Source organism: Sphaerochaeta sp. PS, assembly GCF_032144095.1.
Taxonomy (GTDB): domain Bacteria; phylum Spirochaetota; class Spirochaetia; order Sphaerochaetales; family Sphaerochaetaceae; genus Sphaerochaeta.
The window spans coordinates 1-19,405 of record NZ_JAVSNJ010000005.1; the positions used below are offsets into that span (position 1 = coordinate 1).

Here is a 19,405-nt window from a genome sequence, read left to right on the forward strand (position 1 = left end):
GCGTAAAGACTAAAATATTCCTTACCACAAGGGTCTAAAAACTGCTTACCGTAAGTGTTAAAAAGTTCTTACCGTGGGAAGGTAAAAACACCTTACCGTTTCCAAAAGATAGTATTGTCTTCCGGGCTGGAGAAGGACAATTCCCTCAAAGGGCAGGAAAAGGTGTTGGAAATCTGCAGGGTCTTGCAGGCCGGCCAATACTTCAATGCAATCGGTGGTATGGAACTGTATGGCAAGGATGAGTTCACATCAAAGGGTATTGCGCTGCATTTCCTGAAGACTGGGAATGTAACATATGCCCAATCAAGCCATGATTTTGTACCCAACCTCTCAATGATCGATATGATGATGCATGTCTCTCAGGGTGGAGTCAAGGATAAGCTGAAGCAATACACTCTGGAATAGGTGGTTTGTATACCTAAGGGAATCAGATGAAAGAAATTGGTGGATACATAGAATTTGAACACTACAATGGCCTTGATTTTTATCCAGATGCTGTTGCTTTGAATTGTGCTAGGAACTGTCTTGCCTTTCTGATAGAAGCTAGAGAGATAAAAAAGATATATATCCCTTTGATGTTGTGCTCTTCTGTTAGAGAAGTATGTGAAAAGTATTCAGTTGAGATTGGGTTCTACCCAATTAATGATGACTTTTTACCTCAGATAGACTTTTTTATCAAAGATAATGAATATCTTTATCTGGTAAACTATTATGGCCAGCTGTCTAACGATATTTTCTCTGAATTCAAATCAAAATATCGAAATGTAATAATAGACAACGTTCAAGCCTTTTTCCAAAGGCCAATTGATGGTATTGATACAATATATACTTGCAGGAAATTCTTTGGGGTTCCTGATGGGGCATATTTAGTCACTGATTCCAAATTGAATAGAACCTTGCCAGTGGATATTTCTTACCCTAGGATGAATTTTCTTCTTGCTCGTTACGAGACCAATGCAGAAGATCATTATCAAGAATCTGTGGACAACAACAAATTATTCAAAACAGAACCCATTAAGAGTATGTCCAAGTTGACGCACAATCTTCTTAGGGCAATTGATTATGAATCAATCAAGGATAAAAGAACAGCTAATTTTATCTATCTGCAATCTCATCTTGGTACTATTAATAAGTTATCGCTAACTATTCCTGAAGGGCCTTTTGCCTATCCCTTGTTAATAGATAATGGCTCAGAAATACGAAAGCAGCTACAAAAGAGAAAAATATATATTCCTACCTTGTGGCCTGAGATCATCGACGAATGTCAACCAGATAGTCTAGAAGTTAATTATGCGAAAAATATACTGCCTATACCTTGTGATCAAAGATATACAGAGATTGATTTGGCTATAATGGTTGATGCTATCAAGTTTTTGATAGCTAAAGAACCGAGGAGAAAGTAATGAATATTTATGGTAAGAGTGTTGTCTTGAGAGCCTTTGAATTACGGGATATGGAACTCTTGCGAGAAATGTTGAATGATCCTTCCATTGAACAAATGGTTGTAGGTTGGGCGTGGCCTATATCTGAATTTTCACAAGAGCAGTGGTTTCGCCAATTATCAAATAATGGGAAAGATTTTCGATTTATTATTGAGTATGAAGGTAAAGCCGTTGGTAGCACAAGTCTTACAGATGTTGATTGGAAGAACAGGAAGGCTTATACAGGTATTAAACTTCATAGTTCAAGCCCTAAGCAAAAAGGTATTGGCACTGATGCCGTAATGGCTTTGCAACGGTATGCTTTTGACCAATTACAACTTCAAAGGTTGGAAGGCTCCTGGCTTGATTACAACAAGCCCTCTGAAAACCTCTATCTTAAATGTGGCTGGGTCATTGAAGGAATACAAAGGCAAGCGATTTACAAGGATGGAAAGTACCATGACTTGAAGGTTGTAGGATTGCTACGAGAAGATTACGAAAAAATGGTCGAGAACAGTAAATATTGGGAATCATGATTCTTAACTTCTTTTTTAGCCTGCAATAATAGGGATTTATGAATGGTAATTAATACAATAACAGTCATCGGCGCTAACGGAGCAGTGGGATCACAGGTATGTGGTCTGCTTGCAGCATTCTGTAATGCCAAGGTCTTCATGGTGAGCCGCTCCATGGAAAAGTCCATTGCTGCGATAGAGCAGGCTGTCAAGTCTGTTCGTGCTGACTCGATAAGGCCACTTCTTGTTCCAATGACTTACCATGAGTTGCCTGAATGTGTGCAACAATCTGACTGGGTCTTTGAGTCAGTAGCTGAAGATCTGGCTGTGAAACTTGAAATCAATACCCATATTGCTAAGAACAGGAGAGTTGGAACCATTGTAAGTTCAGGTACTTCCGGTCTTTCAATTGAAGAGCTAGCCGCTGTTTTTAATGAAGAAGGAAGGAGTTTGTACTTCGGTACTCATTTCTTCAATCCTCCTTATAACCTTCCATTTATGGAATTTACCCAGATGCAATGGAGCAATCCTGTAGTAGCTACTGATTTCTATGACTATCTGCAGTCGGTTGTATTGCGGAAGACAGTACAGACCAATGACAAGGCAGCCTTCCTGGGAAACCGGATTGGTTTCCTGTTTCTCAACGAAGTTGCACAATTTGCTGAAATACACAAGAAATGTAGCGGAGGAGGGGGTATAGACTACCTCGATGCAATTCTCGGTCCTTTTACTGGACGAAGTATGGCACCCCTCAATACTGTAGATTTTGTTGGTCTTGATATCCATGTTGCAATTATGGAGAACCTGATAGAAAAAGCACCCGAGTTCTTTTCTGGTGAGCAGAAGATTCCACAATTTGTTACCCGTTTGGTTTCTCAGGGAAGACTAGGCAGGAAAAGTGGTTCAGGCTTATTCAAGATGGAATACCTTCCTGATGGTTCCAAGCAAAAAATGGTATATGACATTGGCCTGGACAGCTATCGACCACTTCAGAAATATATACTTCCCTATGCTGACAGAATGGTTACTTACTTGCAGGATGGATTGTATCAAGAGGCAATCGATGTGTTGCTAGCAGATAGCAGTGACGAAGCATCCATTTGCCGTTACTTTCTTGTTAAGTACGTGGTCTGTTCGTATATCAGTGCCCTTGAGGTTGCCGAATCTGTTGATTCAGCAGATATAGCCATGGCCTATGGGTATGGTTGGGTTCCACCCACATCTCTCTGTTTCTTGCTTGGCGGTAGGGTAGGCATAGAAAATATCATAGAGAGGGACATAAGGCTTAAAGAAAGTATCGGCTCCCTTGATCTCTCAGTATTGGATAATGAGAGAACATATCCCCCTATTGATTATCGAAGATACTTCAAGGCATCCAGGTAAGGGGGGTAGATATGGAACAGGTATTTGTGCTTGGTGGTGAACAGTCAGACTTTGAACGGAATTTTACCAAGGAAAAGAAGAACCTTGTATCATTGCTCAGGGAGACTCTTGAAGACTCCTTCAAGGCTACCTCTCTTGATTACTCAACCATTGCAGAGTTAGGAAAAGCCGATAGGGTCGGGGTGTTTGTCGGGAACTTTGATGGTGAGCACTATCTGAACCAAGGGCATTTCGGGGCATTCCTCACTGAAGTCTCTCCTGTGTTCAACGGTATCCCCTCTGCCCGTTATGAGGCAGCTTGTGCTTCCTCTGCCATTGCGATCGATGCGGCAATGACCAAGATCCAAGTGGGTGCTCTTGATCTTGCTGTGGTGGTAGGTGCTGAACTGATGAAGACTGTGAATTCTTCGGTGTGTGGTGATTTCTTGGGTTCTGCCGCCTATCAGGCAAAAGAGGCCGCTGGAATTTCTTTTCCCTTTCCCAAGTTGTTTGGAAGACTTGCTGATGTCTATCTGGAAAGATATGCCTTGGATGAGAAACGCTATCTTGATTGCCTAGCTGAGATTTCCAACAAGAATTACAGCAACGCCAAACATAATCCACTTGCACAGACGCGCAAGTGGTTTATGAGCCTAGAGCAGGCAAAACAGAGAGGAACCTCCACAAACTCTCTTGTTGGTGGCCGACTGGCTATTTCTGATTGTTCCCAAGTTACTGATGGTGCTGTGGTAGTGTTTCTGGCATCTGAGAAGTTTGCAAGGGAGTATGCAACCAAGAGAAATCTGAAACTCGATGCTATACCCCGCATTCTCGGGTGGGGCCATAGGGTGGCACCTTTACGCTTTGAGGCTAAGGTGGAAGAAGGAAAGGCCACACCGTATGTGCTTCCCTGGACACGTCAGGCTGTGCTTGATGCATATGCTAGGGCAAATCTATCAGTAGCGGACATTGATGTCTTTGAGACTCATGACTGTTTCACCTCCAGTGAGTATGCTGCCATTTCTGCATTTGGAATAACTGATCCTGGAAAAGAATATCAGGCAATAGAGCAGGGGCTTGTTCATAGGCAAGGCTCTCATCCGATCAATCCTAGCGGAGGGCTAATAGGTGTAGGTCATCCTGTAGGCGCAAGTGGAGCAAGGATGTTCCTCGATCTCTGGAAGCAGGTCAGCAACAATGCTGAGGGCTATCAGATAGACGGGGCTAAGACAGGGATGATGCTCAATATTGGTGGTTCTGCAACAACAAGCTGCACGTTTGTAGTTGGGAGATGATGTAATCTATAAGGAACTTGATGTGAAATATACAGAGCCATTTGAAATCAGGCAAAGAAAGAATCTGCTTGTTATAGGTGGTGGTGGGTTTGAACTAATCCCCATTTGGTAGACACTTTCTATAATGTTAACTTTCTGTAAAAGTACCACTCAAACTAGCTTTATAGCTGAAAATGTCCTTAATTATCCCTTCAAAAACTTCAAGGTTTCAGCATAGGACTTGCCACTTTTGACGAAAGCTTCTAGCAGTTCCTTCCACATCAGCTCATTCTTTTTCGCCATGAGATTCTCAAGGGCTGCCAATGCCAAATCGTATCTTCCCTTCACCTTTACGACAGTATCCTGGGCCTTTGCAATCTTTGCATCAATGGAGTCTGCGAGTTTGACCCTTGTCTTTTTGTCTTCTCCTCCCTATTCAGCTTTGTCTTTCTTTATGTTATTTGATATCCCTTCACCAAGGGCTTTTGCCTTGGACTTGATATAGGCCTCATCCACATCGAAGGCCTGACTTCGAAAAGGCAGGCATCGATTGCACCTTCGTGCAGGACAACCAGAGCATGTTGAAGAAAGGTGTACTACGGGGCCTCCACTTCCAGAAGAGTTATCCCCAGGCCAAGCTGGTTCGGGTGACCAAGGGTGAGGTCTTTGACGTTGCCGTCGATCTTCGTGAGGGTAGCCCGACATGGGGAAGGTATGTGGGAGCTGTGCTAACAGCCGAAAAGAAGAACCAGTTCTTCATCCCCAAGGGCTTCGCCCATGGGTTCCTGGTTCTTTCTGAAGTTGCTGAATTCTCCTACAAGTGTGACGAGTACTACCATCCTGAGGATGAGGGTGGGATAGCTTGGAATGATCCTGCTATTGGAATTGTCTGGCCAGAACTGGACTGTGAGATTTGCTTGAGTGAGAAAGATTCTCTGTTAGCACCATTGAGACTGGAATAAGGGTGTTACGAAATGATCAGAACAGTGGAGGAATTTCTATGAATCTCACCATAGCCGGTACAGGCTACGTTGGTCTTGTAGCAGGAGTCTGTTTTGCCCATGTCGGGCATAGGGTAACCTGTGTTGATGTAGACCCCAAGAAAATAGAAAAACTTAGAAGTGGCATCAGCCCCATCTATGAAGAGGGCTTGGAAGCTCTTTTGCAGGAAGGTCTCTCTTCTGGCCTGCTTCATTTCACTACCGACTATAAGAAGGCATATGCTTCTGCGGATGTAATCTTTATAGGGGTAGGGACTCCTGAATTGCCTGACGGGTCAGCAAACCTTAGCTATGTGGCTACTGTAGCTCGCCAGATAGCTGAAAGTGTGGAACACGATTGCCTGGTAGTGGTTAAGTCAACAGTTCCTGTGGGCACCAACGACAAGGTTGAGCAGTTCATCAAGGACTCATTGGTCAGGGACGTCTGTGTAGAGGTAGCTTCCAATCCTGAATTTTTGGCCCAGGGCTCTGCAGTACATGATATGATGCATGCCTCGCGCATCATCATCGGGGTGGAGAGTGAGAAAGCAGAATCTACCCTTCGTACTGTCTATGCCCCATTCGACCTTCCCATAGTTGCTGTCTCCCGCAGGAGTGCTGAGATGAGCAAGTATGCAGCCAATGACTTCCTTGCCCTCAAGATCTCCTATATGAACGACCTGGCCAACCTTTGTGAGCTGGTTGGTGCTGATATAGAAGATGTTGCAAGAAGCATGTCCTATGATGAACGGATAGGGTCGCGCTTCCTAAAGGCAGGGGTAGGGTATGGTGGAAGCTGTTTCCCCAAGGATACCAAAGCCCTTGAATATCTTGCTGAGCAGCATGGCTACAACCTCAGGACAGTCTCTGCCGCTGTTTCGGTAAACAACACTCAGAGAACTCTGCTATATCGTAAGGCCTCTAAGCGTATGATAACCTTTGAAGGGATCAAGGTTGCAGTCTTAGGTCTTGCTTTCAAGGCAGGGACTGACGACCTCAGGGAGTCTCCAGCCTTGTATAACATTCCTCTTCTTCTGGATCATGGGGCCATCATAACGGCATTCGATCCTGTAGCCCAGGAAAACTGCAAGAGGCAGTACTCCTTTGAGATAGGGTATGCCTCTACCATTGATGAAGCTCTCTCTGGTGCCCAGGTTTGCTTCATTTTCACTGACTGGAAGGAGATCAAGGCCTTTGCTCCTTCAGAGTTCAAGCGTCTGATGAGGACTGCCTTGGTATATGACGGAAGAAACCTCTTTGATCCTAAGAAGATGAAGGAAGCTGGGGTGGAGTATTATTCGGTGGGAAGGTAGCAGAGGTATGAGCATCTACTGTTTTGGTTACTTCTAAAAAAACTATGGTTCATAGTTCCTTTTCTGAAAGGACTTGCAGTAGGGATAATACCATACTACTATAGCCACATGATGATACAGGTCGATGGAAGTGGTATGCAACAAGATTATAGTATAAGAAATAGATATGAGGAAAGAACATCCCAGTGGGATGGCTTTCCTCTTTTTTTTGTCCTTAGCAATATTCATTTCTTTTTTCCACAGAGGTTTGCATGAGAAAACTCTGTATAATGATTACCCATAAATTTCCATATAACCAAGATGAATCTTTCATTGAGAATGAAATAACATATTTAGCGAATGCTTTTGATACAATTGTTATTTTAGCAGCTTATGCAACTGAGAAGGATGTCCAGACCCGCTCTTTACCTTCTAATGTTGTGGTTCATCGATTAGGTTACTCCTCATTGGGAATATGGAGAAAAGTTGGATTAAGTTTCAAGGGGATGTTAAACGCTGACAAACTTATTTGGAATGAGGTACACAAAAAACCAGAAATTGGTTGGAAAGCAAATTGCCTATATATGTATGGTACAGTATTGGCTTTGGTTGCTAGAGCCACATCTCAACTTCATAAATCCATTGATATCAGTAGTTTCGATAACTGTGTTGTGTATAGCTATTGGTTTTTGGAGCATGCCTTCATTGCAAATAGACTGGCAGCACAATATAAGAATCAAATTCTGATGTATATTGTATCTCGGGCCCATCGATACGATGTCTACGCAAATAGGAGAAAATACCGAGCATTCCCATTTAGGGATTTAGTTTTAAGCCATATTGATGCAGTAATTCCCTGTTCTCAAGATGGAACAAACCATCTCACCCAAACCCATCCATTGTATGCAGATAAATTTCATACGGCATACTTAGGTACCACTGATTATGGGATAAATATACAAAAAGAGTCTGATAAGTTTATTCTGGTTTCCTGTTCAAACATTGTCGAAGTGAAAAGAGTCCATCTAATTGCAGAAGCATTGTTGTTGTTGGTAAATCAAGGATTTGACAATTTTTTGTGGATCTGTATTGGTGATGGAACGTTGCTCTCAAGACTCATGGCCCAGGTTTCAGAGAACCTGTCGTTGAATGCACATATTGAGTTTATGGGGCGCATTTCCAACAGTCAGGTACTGGATTTCTATAAACAAAAGCATGTTGATTTGTTTGTCAATGTAAGTGAAAGTGAGGGATTACCTGTTTCCATCATGGAAGCACAATCTTTTGGTATCCCATGTTATGCTACAGATGTGGGAGGGACCTCTGAGATTGTTAATAATACCGTTGGTAGATTGCTACCAGAAAACCTTGATGCCATCCAATTAGCGGAATACTTGAAAGAGTTTATGAGCTTAAATGTAGAAGTACAAGAAGAATATCGCCATCGGGCAAGAATGAACTGGCTTGAGCGTTTTGATGCACAGAAGAATTTTCAAGATTGGGCGATACAATTAGCAGATTATTTCAAATAATTTGAAATAATTGGAGTTTTGTGGATTTGGAGAATTTGAATGGAAAAAATCAGTATCATTGTCCCTGTATATAATGCTGAACATACTCTTGCTTACTGCTTGGAAAGTATTGTTAGGCAAACATATACAAACCTTGAAATCCTTTTGATCAATGATGGCTCAAAGGATTCCAGCCTAGAAATTTGTAAAAGATATCAAGCAACTGATTCAAGAATAATTATAATAGATACAGAAAACCACGGAGTCTCAAGAGCAAGAAATGAAGGTATTGCAATTGCTCAAGGGACCTTTGTTGGATTTGTCGATTCAGACGACTGGATTGATGATGCTATGTTTGAGAAGTTATATGAGGGTATCAAATCCGATGATAACTGCTGTATGTCGATTATTGGGGTTTACAATGATGGTTGGACCGAGTATCTAGACCGCCTTTGCTTAGGAGCCTTAAAAACTTGTATATCTGCCAAACAAGCAATTGAAGAAATTACAAAAAAGAGAGGTCTGCGTGGTTATCTGTGGAATAAATTATTTTATAATACAGGCCTATTGCTGGATGAAGAATTAACAGTTTGTGAAGACCTAGAATATGTTGTAAGATATATTATTTTTAATCCGTCAAAAAGTGTAAGTGTTCTCAATACCAAAGGCTACCACTACAAGGTTTTAGAGAATCATGATTTTGCATATTTGGGATACGGGTTTTCCAAAACATATGCCAAGATATGTTCTTATGAAAAGGTGTTATCTCTTTTTGATGATTCCAATGGGAAGGCCTTAAGCAATATCAAGTCTGCATCTTGTATGGTTTGCTATGACTTGTTAGTTTTTTGGTATGCTCTTCCAAAAGTAGAAAGGGTAAAACCTTTTTATGATGAGTATATTCCCACAATTAAGCGTACATTTCTCCAATATTATCAAGAAGCTCTCGATATGGGAACAAGTCGAGAGAAAATTAAAATGGGCATTCTTCGCTATTGTCCAATACTATTAGTAGGAATATTGACCATTAAAAGGAACATAACAAAGAGGAAACAATGAAATATAGTGTGATTGTTCCTGTATATAATGCTGAGCGATACCTTAAAAGATGTATTGATTCAGTTATTAACCAAACTTTTTTTGATTGGGAACTAATTCTTGTTAATGACGGATCATCTGATTCTTCTCCTATGATTTGTGATGAATATACAAAAAACTATCCTGGGAAAATATATACAATCCATCAAAACAACTGTGGGGTATTGTGTGCACGAAGGGTAGGCATTGCTTATGCTCAGGGAGAATATCTATGTTTCTTGGATTCTGATGACTACTGGGATGCTAATCTTCTGAATGAGATTGATATTTTTCAGGTTGAGTATGATTCCGATATCATAGTGTTTGGATTTCGGAAAGTTGGGTTTGCTCAATCAAAAAACAAGGAAGAACTTCCTACTGACCAACTTTTTTTATACCAAGGAAAAGATATGCAATTTATCTATGAGAGGATTGTAGCGGGGAAGATGTCTTCACTTTGGGCCCAAGTAGTACGAAGAGCTATCATTGATTTTTCTACCGATTATACCAATTATTATCATATTTTTATTGGTGAAGATTTGTTACAAAATCTGGCTTTTGTTGACAAGGCTTCATCTGTTCTTCTTGTTCCTAATGCTTTTTACAACTATTTTTATAATGAAGAAGGTCTCACTAGAAGAAAACTAACCCCACTTTATCTCGATTCTCATGTATTCGTGCAAGAACAATTATTTTCATATGCAAAGAAATGGATTATTCCTTTAGATCCAATATATCAATCCTTCAGGAATGTTTTTTATAAATGTTTTAAAAGCTTTTACCAAGATGCACTATTCTCTCCTATATATACAAAACAAGAACAAAGACAAATAATTGTATATCTTTCATCAGGCATTTGTAAAACGTATCTTGCACACGTAAATATTGTGTGGGATCATAAAAGATGTTCACTCTGTCTGTTTTTATTGAAGCGTGGAAATTTTCGAATGCTGCAAATGGTATTGTTTTTTTTTCGTATTCTAAACATGATAAAAAATGCATACTGAAAACTGAAATTAGCTCTGTTCGAGAGGAATAAATTTGTCTAGAATATCAAATTCTGTAAAAAATTTTAAATTCGGAACTGTCGGGTATTTTATAAGTTATCTTGGTAACTTTGTGACTCGGAAGATATTTGTAATGTATCTTACCGTTGAGTACTTAGGTCTGAATGGGTTGTTTTCTAATATTCTTTCATTACTCTCCTTTGCAGAACTTGGGATAGGAACGGCAATTTGTTTTAGTTTATACAAACCGTTGGCATTCAATGAAATTGATAAGATTCAAGCACTTATGCAGTTGTTTAGAAAAGCATATACAACAATTGGCCTGCTTATTCTTGGAATTGGACTATCACTTATTCCTTTGCTCCCTTCTATCTTGGGGGAAGTTCCAGAAATCCCTCACATTAATTTCATTTATAGCTTATTTGTTATAAACTCTGGAATTAGCTATTTTTTAGGATATAAGAGAACTCTTTTGATAGCAGATCAAAAAAAATACTTGGATACAACATATTATTATGGTTTCCAGGTTGTCAAATATGTATTGCAGGTTATTGTTTTAGTATTTACAAATAACTATATTCTGTTCTTATCTGTAATGCTATTCACGACAGTTGTTGAAAATCTTGTGATTAGCCAAAAAGCGAATAAAATTTATCCTTTTCTCTTGGAGAAGGGGAAAAAAACTCTCGATCGAGATGAAAAGTTAAAAATACAAAAAAATGTATTTGCACTTATATTTCATAAGCTTGGTTCCGTTGTTATTAGTGGAACGGATAATATTCTTATGGTGAAATTTGTGAATCTTGCAAGTGCGGGTATCAATTCAAACTATGTGATGATAACTTCTGCGCTCAACAGTGTACTTGGTATCGCATATAACTCAATATCGGCAAGTGTTGGTAATTTGGTTGTAGAAAATCAGCTACAGAAAAGTAAGAGTATATTTGATGAATTGTATTTCGTCTCCGCTTGGCTTGTTGGATTTTCCTCTATCTGTCTCCTGATATTATTAAATTCTTTTATCTCTTTATGGCTTGGCACAGTATATCTGTTTGAACCTAAAATTGTCTTTGTTATTGTCATTAATTTTTATTTGTATGGAATGTTGCGGCCTGTAAGGACCTTCCATTCGTCTATGGGTTTATTCTGGTATGATAGATATAAACCTGTGATTGAATCATTGATTAATTTAGGAGCTTCCATCTATCTTGCCCAGAAGATTGGCTTGGTTGGTATACTTATTGGAACGGCAATTAGTACGATCACAACTTGCTTCTGGTTTGAACCTTATGTGTTGTTTAGGTTTGGTTTGAAACTCCCTGTCAGAGAATATTTTTATAAATATATTCTTTACACCCTTGTGACAATAGTAATCGGTTGGATTACCTATGGTATAGTAAATTCCGTATCTATTAAAAACGGATATTTAGATTTTCTAATTTCTATGGTTCTTTGCGCTGTTGTGCCTAATTCCATATATTTGTTAACTTATTATCGTTCAAGAGATTTTGGCCATGTGAAAAGGGAAATGATACACGTTTTTCAACACATGAAAAAAAGAGGGAAATAAGCTGAAGATTTTTAGTATAAAAACAAAATTGTGATAGGTATGTATTTCTAAATAACTATAGCTTTTTTATAATACACTCCTTGTCCTATAGGGGTCTTAAAAGAGGGAATTGATGGAGAAATGTAAGGTTTCTGTAATAATAACAACCTACAAGCGTCCTTTTGAAATCTTATCAAGGGCCATTGACAGTGCGTTAACACAAACTCACCAAAACTTTGAAATCATCGTTGTTGATGATAGCCCTGACAGCCCAGAACGAGAAATGCTAAAAAATCGGGTGAAAGAAGTGTATTCTGACAGATTGCTATACATCCAAAATCCTAAGAATCTTGGAGCATGTGCATCTAGAAATATAGCCATCAAGTGCTCAACAGGACAGTATATTGCGTTGCTTGACGATGATGACCAATGGCTTCCAAATAAAAATGCATTGATGTTGCAGTGTTTCGGCAGTGGGGAGATAGGGCTCGTCTATTGTAACTACCTTACCTATCATAATGGAGCTCCTATTAGGGTTAAAGCGAGGAAAAAATATGATGGGAGTGTCTTGCCTCAATTGCTTGAATCCAACTTCATTGGAGGCTGCTCCATCCCTCTTATCCCTCGTAAGGTATTTGACGACTGTGGTATGTTTGATGAAAGATTACCTGCTTCCCAAGATACTGACCTGTATAGAAGGATTGCAAAAAAATACCAGATCAAATATTTAGATGACCCTTTGGTGATCTATCATTTCAGTGATGTTTCTATCAGCAGTTCCCAGGAAAGACAGATTCGTGGGCGACTTATGCTCTTGGAAAAATACAAAGAGGAATACGCGGCATATCCAAAAATAAAAATGACATACTTTGGTGATATTTTTGTTGGGCTTATTGCCTCGAAGCGTTCAGAAGAAGCCTGGGCACTCTTTAGGAAAGAGTGCGGTCTGTCTTTTATCTCATTTGTAGGTATACTGCCATTTTGGGGGAAAGGTTTGATTAAAAAAATCTATTGGTCGTTTTTTAAATAATCAAGAAGAATGGGGAAACAATGCAAAAAATAGAAAAACTACTTTCAGCCAAATTAAGCGGAAAAGACAAACCAAATATTTCAATTTTCATGCAAATCCTTATATATTTGAATCTGTATATTTATATATATGATGGATTTTGGGACATTCCAAATAGAAAGGTTTTAGGTGTATCTTTAGCGTTGATTCTGTTGTTTGTGACTATTTGGAAACTAAGAAATGATATTGTATGGATAGATCTCATCATTTTTTCTTTGTTTCTGGGTATCCTTTTCTATGCTCGCTTTGTATCTCAGTGTGGCCGTACTTCTCTCTTGAATAACCTTCCATTACCGATGATCGGATTTTGTTTAGGCGTTTCTGTCAAATATTTGAGATGGCCTAAATGGAGCTTTTATTGCTATTCGATTTTTGCCTTGCTACCTTTTTTGTACACTTTTTTTGTCGTTAAAGCAGATATGGAATTTTTCGATCAATATATTCAGATGAATAGAAATTCAATCCCTTTGTTGTTGATATTGACATATTCTCTTTTAGCTATTGTTGAAGTGATGAATAATAGAAAAATGATGCCTTTGATACCTCTCGCCATTATTGTCGTCTGCTCTTTTTATTCAAAAAGTAGAGCGGGGCTCTTGTTATCAATTGCATTGTTAATTCTCATTGTCGTATACGATGGCTGGCAATTTATTGGCAAGTGGAATTTTAAGGAACTTACTGATAAAATGCGCATAATTCTGATGCTTTGTGTTGCGGGGATTGGGTGTTTATTGGTTGCTATTATAATTTATCTTTTTGCAAATTCTCGATTTGCTACCCAAGGGCTAGATGGCTCTCTTCGAGTCGAAATAGTCAAAGAATTAGTACAAGAGGTAACGTGGAAAAAAGCCCTAATTGGATTTATCCCTGACCTCTTTTCTTTGCATTCAAGAATTGATGCATCCTTTATAATGGCATTTTTATACCTAGGGATTATGTCGATATTTTTTATTATAGCGATTATTGTTGCTCTTGTTATTTTCTGGAACCATTCATTTATTTTGTTCTCAATATTGCTGATTCATACTGTGTATGGATTTGTTGAATATCTTTCACCCATAGAAATTGGTGATATAGTCTTAATTCCCTTGTTGTTGATAGCATTCTCATTGCACAAACCCCAAGCTTGGCTTAGTACGCATAAACCCATATCCCTTGTAAGATTGGTCTGTATCCATAATAAATAATCTGTTCCTTAAAATTGAAATATAAAGAATCGGATGGAAGTTTCCATTCTGCTGATGAAGATTGACGGAGGTGTTAGTAATATGGGTAGACAACATAATGTTTTGTACCGGAAAGAGTTTGGTTTCGTGCTACAAACACATGCACGATTCCTAAAGATATGTAAAAAATTTACAAAAGGATATTTAAAAGAACAAATATATGATAGAGATCATGCTCTAAAAGGGGCATGGTTACGTTCTCATTTCAGTGATACCATCTCTAGCCTTGTTGCACAGTATTATGCAACCGGTTCAAGTTCCCTAGCGAAACCTTCCAAGAAATATATTTGGATGTTCTGGTGGCAGGCAAATCATCAAGAACTTCCTGTCATTCGCACATGCATAGATAGTATTAAAAAGCATATGCCCGACGATGCAGAACTAATCATTCTGACCAAAGATAACTTGGCAGAATACTGCTCAATCCCTGATCATATTTACAAGAAACTAGAAACAGGTATCATCACCCTTACTCATTTTTCAGATATTGTGCGGGTAACCGCCCTTGCCGATAGAGGAGGTCTTTGGCTAGATGCCACCATCTTCGCAACGGCTGATTTCTCCTATGCGTTTGAGGGGCCTTTCTGGAGTATCAAAAAACCTGGGAGCACCCATAAGTTTGTTCCTAGGGGACGCTGGACCATCTATGCTATTGGTTCTGAAAAAAACAGCATTATATTCTACCTCATGAAAGAACTCTTTTCTCAATATTGGGCTCACTACAATGTAATGCTTGACTATTTCTTAGTGGACTTGTTCATGAATTTTTTGTATGAAAACGTTGAAGAAGTCAAAACTCTAATTGATGGTGTTCAACCAAACAATATCCAGGTTTTAGGAATGCAAGGAAGCCTGCAAGATTTTTGGAACCCATCTCTAGTTGATGGATTGATGAAAGATACTCAGTTGTTTAAGCTTTCTTGGAAACAGCAGGTCCCTGTAACTATTGATGAAAAAATGACCTTGTATGGCTGGTTCCTCTCACAAGATACAGCAAAGATATTTTAGTGGAAAATATTTATTTTCCTATCTTTTCCGGTATTTCAAATGTGTTATTGTTTCTTTTGTACCGCCCTCATGGTACGTTAGTTGTGCATATTTGTATTTGGCTGAAATGGTTTGGGGAGTAATGAATGGGTACTTTTTTATATACTATACTTGTCTATCCGTTAGAGATGTTCGTGGAGTTTGTATATGCATTCTTTTACAAAGGTTTTAAGAATCCAGGGCTCTCCATTGCAGCAATTAGTGTCATTGTAAATCTCTTGGCTCTACCCCTCTACAATATTGCTGAATCCCTGCAGAAGAAAGAACGTGATGAGCGTTTACGGCTTCAACCTGGCATTTCCAGGATAAAGGCAGCCTTCAAGGGTGATGAGCAGTATATGATGCTCTCTACCTTCTATAAACAGAATCACTATCACCCGGCATATGCCTTACGAAGTTCAATAAGCCTGATCATCCAAGTTCCATTTTTTATTGCTGCATACCACTTTCTGTCTCATCTTCAACAACTTCAAGGGCAAAGCTTTTTATTCATCCCTAACCTGGGGGCTCCTGATGGGTTCCTCTCATTTGGCGAAATTTCGATTAATCTTTTACCTATTGTTATGACACTCATCAATGTTATCGCGGGGGCTATCTACACCAAGGGGTTCCCTCTTCGGGATAAGGTCCAGCTATATGGTATGGCTGGTTTGTTTCTTGTCCTGTTGTATACCTCTCCTGCTGGTCTTGTCCTGTATTGGACCTTAAACAATGTCTTTTCGTTGGTCAAGAATATCTTCTATAAATTAAAGCAACCCTTGAAAGTCTCCTATTTTATCGCCACCTTTGGGACTTTAGCTTTGGCTACTGCCATGTGGATAGGGCATCCAACTCTCACAGACTCTGAAAGGATACTCCTTGTGGGTGGGGTCCTCTTTGTTGCTTTTCTTCCCTTGCTGCTTTGGATAGTTACTATAAGCTACAATCAATTTCTTGCAAAATTTGCTGAAAATAGGAAACAAAGGAACCTTATATTTCTCCTTTCTGGATTATTACTCTTTCTTATAAACGGAGTAGTTATACCTGCTAATCTAATTGCTTCTTCTACTATTGAGTTTTCATATGTGGGGACCGTAGATAACCCTCTCTTCTATGTGGGTAATACAGCAAGTATTTTCTTCGGATTGTGGGTAGTCTGGTCGGGTTTTATCTATGCGATGGGGAAAAAGAAGATGAAAGCAATTTTCTCTTTCCTGCTTTGCATCCTTTCTTTGACTGCCTTGGTGAATCTCTTTGTCTTTAAAGGTAACTATGGATTAGTCAGCAGGCTTCTTCAATTTGATGATGCTTCTTTTCTGACTGCTGATAAGGTTTTTGTGGTTGCTCCCTTTGCTGTAATTGCTATTATTTGTGTTGTATGCCTAGTTTTGTTGAATTGGAACAAAGCTCACTATCTTTCTACCTTGCTGATCATCCTCACCCTCACCGCAGCAGTTAGCGGATTAGTTTCCTGTTTTACTATACAGAGTGAATATAAGGCTCATCAGAAAAATGTACTTGAACGAAATGCTCTCTTTGATGAAGCTGCAGAGATAAAACCTGTATTTCATCTCTCCAAAACGGGTAAGAATGTCGTCTATATATTCCTTGATAGAGCCTTTAATTTCTATTTCCCATATATTTATGAGCAGTTTCCTGAAATGCAGCAACAATTCAAAGGCTTTGTCTATTATCCAAATACGATCTCCTTTGGGCGTAATACACTGCTTGGTTCACCTGCAATGATGGGTGGATACGAATACTCCCCAGAAGCAATGAACGCAAGACCATCAGAAAAACTGGTAGACAAACATAATGAGGCCTCCTTAGTGCTTCCCAAACTCTTTCTTGACAATGGATATTCGGTCACCATTACGGACCCTCCTTATTGCAATTATAAATGGGAAGGAGATTACACCCCATTTGATCAATATCCAGAAATGCAAGTTATGCAACATAAAGGAAAATTTTCCATCAATTACAAGGATGAGTTTAGTGATGTATTAAGTTGGAACAAAGAGTATGAAAGTACAATCATTACAAAACGTCTGCCTCTCTTCTCCATCCTGAAAACAACGCTCCCAATTGTACGGAGAACATTGTATGAGAAAGGAGGGTATTTTCTTGCATTCGGCAATTCACAAAACACTGAAGAGTTTATTGATCCATACGCACAACTGCATTATTTAAAGAACTTGACCGATTTTGAGGCTGAAGGAAATACCTACACCTTTATCTCCAATGACACCCCCCACCAACCCATGTTCTTGCAAGCTCCAAAGTACGAACCCCAGACTGTAGTTACCGATAGAAGTACTCCTTTGGATGATAATCCAGGAATGAGAGATGTGGACATCCATCATTACCATGCAAATGCAGCATCCTTGAGGCAAGTAGGACTTTGGTTTGCTTCGTTACAAGAAGCCGGGGTGTATGACAATACCCGGATCATTATTGTTGGCGACCACGGGTATGACCTGTATTCAACTTACTTTGATGGATTTTCCAAGAACATGTATGAATATTCAACTTTTAATCCTTTACTGCTTTTCAAAGATTTTGGTGCAACAGGAGAGTATGTTGTTGATAATTCCTTTATGGTAAATGCTGATGCTGCAGTATTTGCTGCAAGAGACCTTGGTTTTGCAGAGATAAATCCTTTTACTGGAAATGACCTCACAAAAATGGTTGATAAGAAGAACCCAATCCTCTACACAGGTCCTGGTGACCCAAGCCATATTTCTGGAAATATCTTTAGCCATGATGTATTTCGACGTTACTCAATACACGATTCCATATTTGAAGAGTCCAATTGGTCTTCAATTGGAAACCAAGAAACAAAATGAGGAATAATTAGGCAATGATGTTATTTTATATAGACCCAGGAACAGGGAGCATGCTTTTCTCCATTGTCATAGGCTTGGTGACAATGCTCTACTTTGTAGCCAAGGCTGCCATCATAAAGTTGAAGTTTGTGCTCTCTGGGGGTAAGGCAGTCGCCAATGGGAACCGCTATCCATTTGTGATCTACTCCGAAGGGGAAAGGTATTGGAACGTCTTCAAACCGATAGCAGAAGAGTTTGAGAGGAGGCAGGTCCCCGTGGTGTTCTATACCTCATCGGAAAAGGACCCTGTCTTCTCCGGACAGTACACCTACATTAAGCCTGAGTTCATAGGAGAGGGGAACAAGGCCTTCACCCGCCTCAACTTCCTTGAGGCAGATGTATGCCTGATGACCACCCCCGGCCTCGATGTCTACCAGCTCAAGCGGTCCCGGGGTGTAAAGCATTACTCCCATATCCTGCATGCTGTCGATGATGCCACAAGCTACAGGCTGTTTGGGTTGGATTACTTTGATTCCGTGCTGCTCTCCGGCGAATACCAGAAAGCTCACGTCAGGTTGCTTGAAGAAAAGCGTGGGATAGAGGCAAAAGACCTCGAGGTCGTAGGGTGTCCCTACCTTGACGAGTTGCAGAAGAAGGTAGCCTCTCTTGATGAAGCCAAAGATTGCCCCTTCACTGTCCTTGTTGCCCCCTCCTGGGGGCCCAGCGGTATTCTCACCCGCTATGGGGCGAAGCTTCTCGACCCATTGGTGGAGACAGGCTTCACTGTCATAGTGAGGCCCCATCCACAGTCTTCCCAATCGGAGAAGGAGATGCTCGAGCGTCTGAAACAGCGGTATGTGCAGAAGCCTAGCCTTGAGTGGGATTTCAACAGGGAAAACCTAGGCTCCTTATCAAGGGCAGATATCATGATTTCCGATTTTTCTGGTGTCATCTTTGACTATACCTTTTTGTTTGACAGACCCTTCCTCTATGTGAGGTCAGACTTCGATGCCATGCCCTATGATTCATATGATGTTGAGGAAGAGCCTTGGAAGTTTAGGGTACTTGGAGAAATTGGGATCGAACTCAAGCCAGAAAGCTTCCCTACGATAAAAGAAGTACTTTTGGGAGCTTGTGGGAATGAGCTGCTGACTGAGAACCGGAAGAAAGCCAAGGAAACTGCATGGCAGTATCAAGGCAAGAGTGGGGAGAGGGCTGTGGATTATCTAGTGAAGAAGCAGAAAGAGCTATCGTAAGCACCAGATTGCTCC

At 39.9% G+C, this 19,405-nt stretch carries 16 protein-coding genes and 1 pseudogene; 16 read left to right on the top strand and 1 reads right to left on the bottom strand.

Annotated features, from left to right (window positions below):
- Positions 1–54 precede the first annotated feature (54 nt).
- From ROJ03_RS06420 to ROJ03_RS06440, 5 genes are read left to right on the top strand one after another with little or no spacing between them, the layout of a single operon-like run.
- Entirely contained in the window at positions 55–405 is a 351-nt protein-coding gene (locus ROJ03_RS06420; protein ID WP_313726182.1) for a WbqC family protein, read from the top strand.
- A gap of 26 nt (positions 406–431) precedes the next feature.
- Positions 432–1,403, top strand: a complete 972-nt coding sequence (locus ROJ03_RS06425; RefSeq protein ID WP_313726183.1) for a hypothetical protein — start codon at positions 432–434, stop codon at positions 1,401–1,403.
- Positions 1,403–1,957: a GNAT family protein gene (locus tag ROJ03_RS06430; protein ID WP_313726184.1), complete on the top strand. Its 555-nt coding sequence runs from the start codon at positions 1,403–1,405 to the stop codon at positions 1,955–1,957. Before ROJ03_RS06425 ends, ROJ03_RS06430 begins: the two co-directional genes overlap by 1 nt.
- 42 nt (positions 1,958–1,999) lie before the next feature.
- The gene (locus ROJ03_RS06435; protein WP_313726185.1) at positions 2,000–3,319 is read left to right on the top strand and encodes a 3-hydroxyacyl-CoA dehydrogenase family protein; all 1,320 of its coding nucleotides are present in this window, start codon (positions 2,000–2,002) and stop codon (positions 3,317–3,319) included.
- An 11-nt stretch (positions 3,320–3,330) separates the two neighbouring features.
- Positions 3,331–4,593, top strand: coding sequence for an acetyl-CoA acetyltransferase (locus ROJ03_RS06440; RefSeq protein WP_313726186.1), 1,263 nt, complete (start codon positions 3,331–3,333; stop codon positions 4,591–4,593).
- A 183-nt stretch (positions 4,594–4,776) separates the two neighbouring features.
- Here the strand turns inward: ROJ03_RS06440 and ROJ03_RS06445 are convergent, their stop codons facing one another.
- Positions 4,777–4,920 (bottom strand): hypothetical protein, encoded by a 144-nt coding sequence (locus ROJ03_RS06445; protein ID WP_313726187.1) that lies wholly within the window; start codon positions 4,918–4,920, stop codon positions 4,777–4,779.
- Between the two features lie 179 nt (positions 4,921–5,099).
- On the opposite strand from ROJ03_RS06445, the pseudogene rfbC reads away from it, so the two are divergent.
- The 11 genes and pseudogenes from rfbC to ROJ03_RS06500 form a co-directional block, all read left to right on the top strand.
- A pseudogene (rfbC, locus tag ROJ03_RS06450) lies at positions 5,100–5,534 on the top strand (dTDP-4-dehydrorhamnose 3,5-epimerase); the annotation flags it as partial.
- Positions 5,535–5,572: 38 nt separating this feature from the next.
- A complete protein-coding gene (locus ROJ03_RS06455; RefSeq protein WP_313726188.1) occupies positions 5,573–6,865 on the top strand; it encodes a UDP-glucose/GDP-mannose dehydrogenase family protein in 1,293 nt (430 codons plus the stop codon).
- A 251-nt stretch (positions 6,866–7,116) separates the two neighbouring features.
- The gene (locus ROJ03_RS06460; protein WP_313726189.1) at positions 7,117–8,376 is read left to right on the top strand and encodes a glycosyltransferase; all 1,260 of its coding nucleotides are present in this window, start codon (positions 7,117–7,119) and stop codon (positions 8,374–8,376) included.
- 39 nt (positions 8,377–8,415) lie between these two features.
- Positions 8,416–9,414: a glycosyltransferase family 2 protein gene (locus ROJ03_RS06465; RefSeq protein WP_313726190.1), complete on the top strand. Its 999-nt coding sequence runs from the start codon at positions 8,416–8,418 to the stop codon at positions 9,412–9,414.
- Entirely contained in the window at positions 9,411–10,439 is a 1,029-nt protein-coding gene (locus ROJ03_RS06470) for a glycosyltransferase family A protein (protein ID WP_313726191.1), read from the top strand. Before ROJ03_RS06465 ends, ROJ03_RS06470 begins: the two co-directional genes overlap by 4 nt.
- A gap of 34 nt (positions 10,440–10,473) precedes the next feature.
- The gene (locus ROJ03_RS06475; RefSeq protein ID WP_313726192.1) at positions 10,474–12,009 is read left to right on the top strand and encodes a polysaccharide biosynthesis C-terminal domain-containing protein; all 1,536 of its coding nucleotides are present in this window, start codon (positions 10,474–10,476) and stop codon (positions 12,007–12,009) included.
- A gap of 112 nt (positions 12,010–12,121) precedes the next feature.
- Positions 12,122–13,018 carry a glycosyltransferase gene (locus ROJ03_RS06480; RefSeq protein ID WP_313726193.1) on the top strand — a complete coding sequence of 299 codons (897 nt, stop codon included), beginning with the start codon at positions 12,122–12,124 and terminating at the stop codon, positions 13,016–13,018.
- 20 nt (positions 13,019–13,038) lie between these two features.
- Complete coding sequence (locus tag ROJ03_RS06485) at positions 13,039–14,244, top strand: hypothetical protein (RefSeq protein ID WP_313726194.1); 1,206 nt, start codon at positions 13,039–13,041, stop codon at positions 14,242–14,244.
- Between the two features lie 54 nt (positions 14,245–14,298).
- A complete protein-coding gene (locus ROJ03_RS06490; protein WP_313726195.1) occupies positions 14,299–15,291 on the top strand; it encodes a capsular polysaccharide synthesis protein in 993 nt (330 codons plus the stop codon).
- 125 nt (positions 15,292–15,416) lie between these two features.
- Positions 15,417–18,155, top strand: coding sequence for a membrane protein insertase YidC (yidC, locus tag ROJ03_RS06495; RefSeq protein ID WP_313726196.1), 2,739 nt, complete (start codon positions 15,417–15,419; stop codon positions 18,153–18,155).
- 14 nt (positions 18,156–18,169) lie between these two features.
- Complete coding sequence (locus tag ROJ03_RS06500; protein WP_313726197.1) at positions 18,170–19,390, top strand: CDP-glycerol glycerophosphotransferase family protein; 1,221 nt, start codon at positions 18,170–18,172, stop codon at positions 19,388–19,390.
- Positions 19,391–19,405: the final 15 nt, after the last annotated feature.